The organism is Frankia sp. Mgl5, from assembly GCF_023242985.1.
Lineage (GTDB): Bacteria > Actinomycetota > Actinomycetes > Frankiales > Frankiaceae > Parafrankia > Parafrankia soli.
In genome coordinates this window covers 1-4,151 of the sequence record NZ_JALKFY010000727.1, presented here as the reverse complement: position 1 = coordinate 4,151, position 4,151 = coordinate 1, and the positions used below count along the sequence as shown (strand labels likewise).

Below are 4,151 nucleotides of genomic sequence, written 5' to 3'. Positions count from 1 at the left end.
CCCCCACCACCACCATCCCCACCGCCCTCGCCACCCTCCACACCCACGGCCACACCCCCACCGCAACCACCCTCACCAGCGAAGAAGCCGCCGGCGAGACTCCCGCGGGGACGGACGTCGGCCTCCGAAGCCGGCCGAGGCGGGTCGCCGCGACGCTGCCCACCTACCCCTTCCAGCGCCAGCGCTACTGGCTGGAGGAGACGGCGACGGCGGTGGTCGACCATCCGGCCGGCCCGCTGGACGCGGTCGGGGCGGGGTTCTGGGACACCGTCCAGCGCACCGACGCGGACGCCCTGGCCGACACCCTCGGCATCTCGGACCCGAAGGACCAGAGCGCGCTCGCGACGGTGCTGCCCGCGCTGGCGTCGTGGTGGACCCGCCAGGTCACCGAGTCGACCGCGGACTCCTGGCGGTTCCGGATCGCCTGGCGGCCCGTCCCCGCCAGCGCTTCGCCGGCTGCGCCGCGCCCAGGCGACTGGCTGCTGGTCGTCCCCACCGGGGAGCGGCAGCATCCGCGGGTCGACGCGGTGCGCCAGCTGCTGGAAGGCGACGGGGCCGGCGTGCGACCGCTCGTCGTCGATCCGGCCACGCAGGACCGCGCGAACCTGGCCGGCGAGCTGACCCGCCTGCTCAGCGACGGCGGGGACGCCGCGGAGAGCGCGGAGAGCGCGGACGGTGTCGACGCCGGCGACGGCGGGAAACGGCCGGTCGCCGGGGTGCTGTCGCTGCTCGCCCTGGACGAGACGCCGCATCCGGACGCCGTCGCCACCCCCGCCGGCACCGCGGCGACCGTCGCGCTGCTCCAGGCGCTGGAGGATGTCGGCCTTGAGGCGCCACTGTGGGTCGGCACGAGCGGCGCCGTGTCGACCTCGGCCGCGGACCCGGTCACCCGGCCCGCCGACGCCCTGCTGTGGGGTCTCGGCTCCATCGCCGCGGTGGAGCACCCCGGCCGCTGGGGAGGCCTCGTCGACCTGCCCGCCGAGCTCGACGAGCGGACGGCGCCCTCGCTGGCGGCCGCGCTGCGCGGGGGCCACGGCGAGACCGAGCTCGCCGTGCGGCCCGCGGGTCTGCTGGCCCGCCGGCTGGTGCCCGCGCCGGCCGAGCAGCCCGCGCCGTCGCCCGGATGGACGCCACGCGGCACCGTCCTCGTGACCGGCGGCACCGGTGCGCTCGGCGGGCATGTCGCCCGCTGGCTGGCCCGGGCCGGCGCCCCGCACCTGCTGTTGACCAGCCGGCGCGGCGACCAGGCTCCCGGGGCCCCGGAGCTCGCCGCCCAGCTGCGGGCGCTGGGTGCGCGGGTGACGATCGCCGCGGTCGACGTCGCGGACCGGGCGGCGCTCGCCGACGTTATCGCGGCGATACCCGACGACGTCCCGCTGCGTGCGGTCATCCACACCGCGGCGATCCTCGACGACGGCCTGATCTCGGAGCTGACCCTGAAGCAGATCGACCGGGTGCTGCGGGTGAAGGTCGGCGGTGCGCTGAACCTGCACGAGCTGACCCGGGAGACGCAGCTCGACGCGTTCGTCCTGTTCTCCTCGATCGCCGGCACCGCGGGAGTCACCGGCCAGGGCAACTACGCCCCGGGCAACGCCTTCCTGGACGCCCTCGCCGGCCAGCGGCGCGCCGCCGGGTTGGTGGCCACCTCCGTCGCGTGGGGCCAGTGGGGGGGCGCGGGGCTCGCCGAGCCCGAGGTGGAACGCATCCTCGGCCGGTACGGGCTGCGCGGCATGGACCCGGATCTGGCCGTGCACGCACTGGCCGGCGTCCTGGACTCCGGCGAGACACACCTGGCGGTGGTGGACGCCGACTGGCGGACGTTCCACCGGGCCCGGCCGCATCCGCTGGTCCACGAGCTGCCGGCGGTGGCCGCCGAGCGGGCCGCCGCCGCCGAGCGGGCCGGCGCGGGCCAGCCGGGCGCCGCGAACGGCGCCACCGGCCCGGATCTCGCGGCCCGACTGGCCGAGCTGAGCGGCCCGGCGCGCCGGGAGGCACTGCTCGCGGTCGTCCGCGGTCACATCGCCGCTGTGCAGGGGCACGCATCTCCCGATCAGGTCGACGTCGACCGCGGGTTCCGCGACCAGGGGTTCGACTCGCTGGCCGCGGTGAACCTGCGCAACCGGCTGACCGCCGAAACCGGACTGTCCCTGCCCGCCGGCCTGGTGTTCGACTATCCGACGGCCGCCGCGCTCACCGACCACCTGCTCACCGAGCTGGTGCCGGACGAGCCGGCCGGCCTGCCGACCGTGCTCGCCGAGATCGACCGGCTGGAGTCGGTGCTGACCGCCGCCGCGGTGACGGGCGCGGATCACTCCGCCGCGACCGACCGCCTGCGGGACCTGCTCGCCAGGTTCAGCTCCCCGCCCCAGGCGGCGAACGGGACGTCCGTCGTGGAGGAGCTGTCCGACGCCAGCGACGCCGAACTCATCGACTTCATCGGCAAGACCCTCGGGATCTCCTGACCTCGCAGCGCAAGAAAGAAGGTGGACCATGAGCGACGACCAGATCCGATACCTCCTCAAGCGGGTGACCGCGGAGCTGCACGAGACCCGTGAGCGGCTGCAGGACGAGCGGGACGCCCGACACGAGCCGGTGGCGATCGTGGGGATGGCCTGCCGCTTTCCGGGCGGGGTCGGCTCGGCGCGGCAGCTGTGGGAGCTGGTCGCCGACGGGCGCGACGCGATCGGCGAGTTCCCGGCGGACCGCGGCTGGGACGCCGACCTGTTCGACCCGGACCCGGACGCGACCGGCAAGTCCTACACCCGCCACGGCGGGTTCCTGCCGGACGCCGGCGGTTTCGACGCCGAGTTCTTCGGCATCTCCCCCCGGGAGGCACTGGCGATCGACCCGCAGCAGCGGCTGCTGCTGGAGACCACCTGGGAGGCGTTCGAGCAGGCCGGGATCGACCCGACGTCCCTGCGTGGCAGCCGCACCGCGGTGTTCGCCGGCACGAACGGGCACGACTACACCGCGGGGGTGACCCAGCCGCCGCCGGAGCTGGAGGCGTACCTGGGGCTCGGCAGCCTCGGCAGTGTGCTGTCCGGGCGGATCTCGTACACGTTCGGTTTCGAGGGGCCGTCGGTCACCGTCGACACCGCCTGCTCGTCGGCCCTCGTCGCGCTGCACCTGGCCGTCCAGGCCCTGCGCAACGGCGAGACCGACCTGGCGCTGGCCAGCGGGGTGACGGTGATGTCCTCCCCGGCAGCCTTCATCGAGTTCTCCCGCCAGCGCGGCCTGGCCCCCGACGGTCGGTGCAAGGCGTTCTCGTCGGCCGCCGACGGCACGGGATGGGCTGAGGGTGCCGGTGTCCTGCTCGTGGAGCGGCTACGTGACGCGCAGGCCAACAACCATCCCGTTCTCGCGCTCGTGCGCGGCAGCGCGGTGAACTCCGACGGCGCCTCGAACGGTCTGACCGCGCCGAACGGCCCGTCCCAGCAGCGGGTCATCCGCGCCGCGCTGGCGGGCGCCCGCCTGAGCCCGGCCCAGATAGACGCGGTCGAGGCCCACGGCACCGGCACGTCCCTGGGCGATCCGATCGAGGCCCACGCGCTGCTCACCACCTACGGCCGCAACCGGCCCGCCGACCGGCCGCTCTTCCTCGGATCGGTGAAGTCGAACATCGGGCACACCCAGGCCGCCGCCGGCGCCGCCGGCGTCATCAAGATCGTGCAGGCGATCCGGGAGGGCGTCCTGCCGGCGACGCTGCACGTGGACGCGCCCTCCACCCAGGTGGACTGGTCCGCCGGCGGGGTCGAGGTGCTCACGGAGGCACGCCCCTGGCCCCAGACGGGCGAACCGCGGCGCGCAGGCGTGTCAGCCTTCGGCGTCAGCGGAACGAACGCGCACGTCATCATCGAACAGGCCCCGGCCACCCTCACCGCGACGCCGACAGGCACCGAATCCTCCTCGGCGGAGACCAGGCCAGGCCGGGCAGACGCGGAGCGGGCCGGCGAGCGGGCGCAGCCGGTTCTGGTGCCGTTGTCGGCGCGCAGCGACGCGGCGGTCCGCGAGCAGGGCCGCCGCCTGGCCGCACACCTGCGTGACGCCGGTGCTGGTAGCGGCGCGGTTGCCGACGCCGGTGGCGGTGTTCTCTCCGTGGACGACCTGGCCGCCGCCCTCGCCACCCGCACCGTGTTCAACCACCGGGCCGT

General features: G+C 75.4%; 2 protein-coding genes. Both read left to right on the top strand.

The window, feature by feature from the left end:
- Positions 1 to 2,462: SDR family NAD(P)-dependent oxidoreductase (locus tag MXD62_RS27095; RefSeq protein WP_248832239.1), on the top strand; the 2,462-nt coding region annotated here is incomplete at its 5' end.
- Positions 2,463 to 2,490: 28 nt separating this feature from the next.
- On the top strand, positions 2,491 to 4,151 hold a 1,661-nt coding region (locus MXD62_RS27090; protein WP_248832238.1), incomplete at its 3' end, for a beta-ketoacyl synthase N-terminal-like domain-containing protein.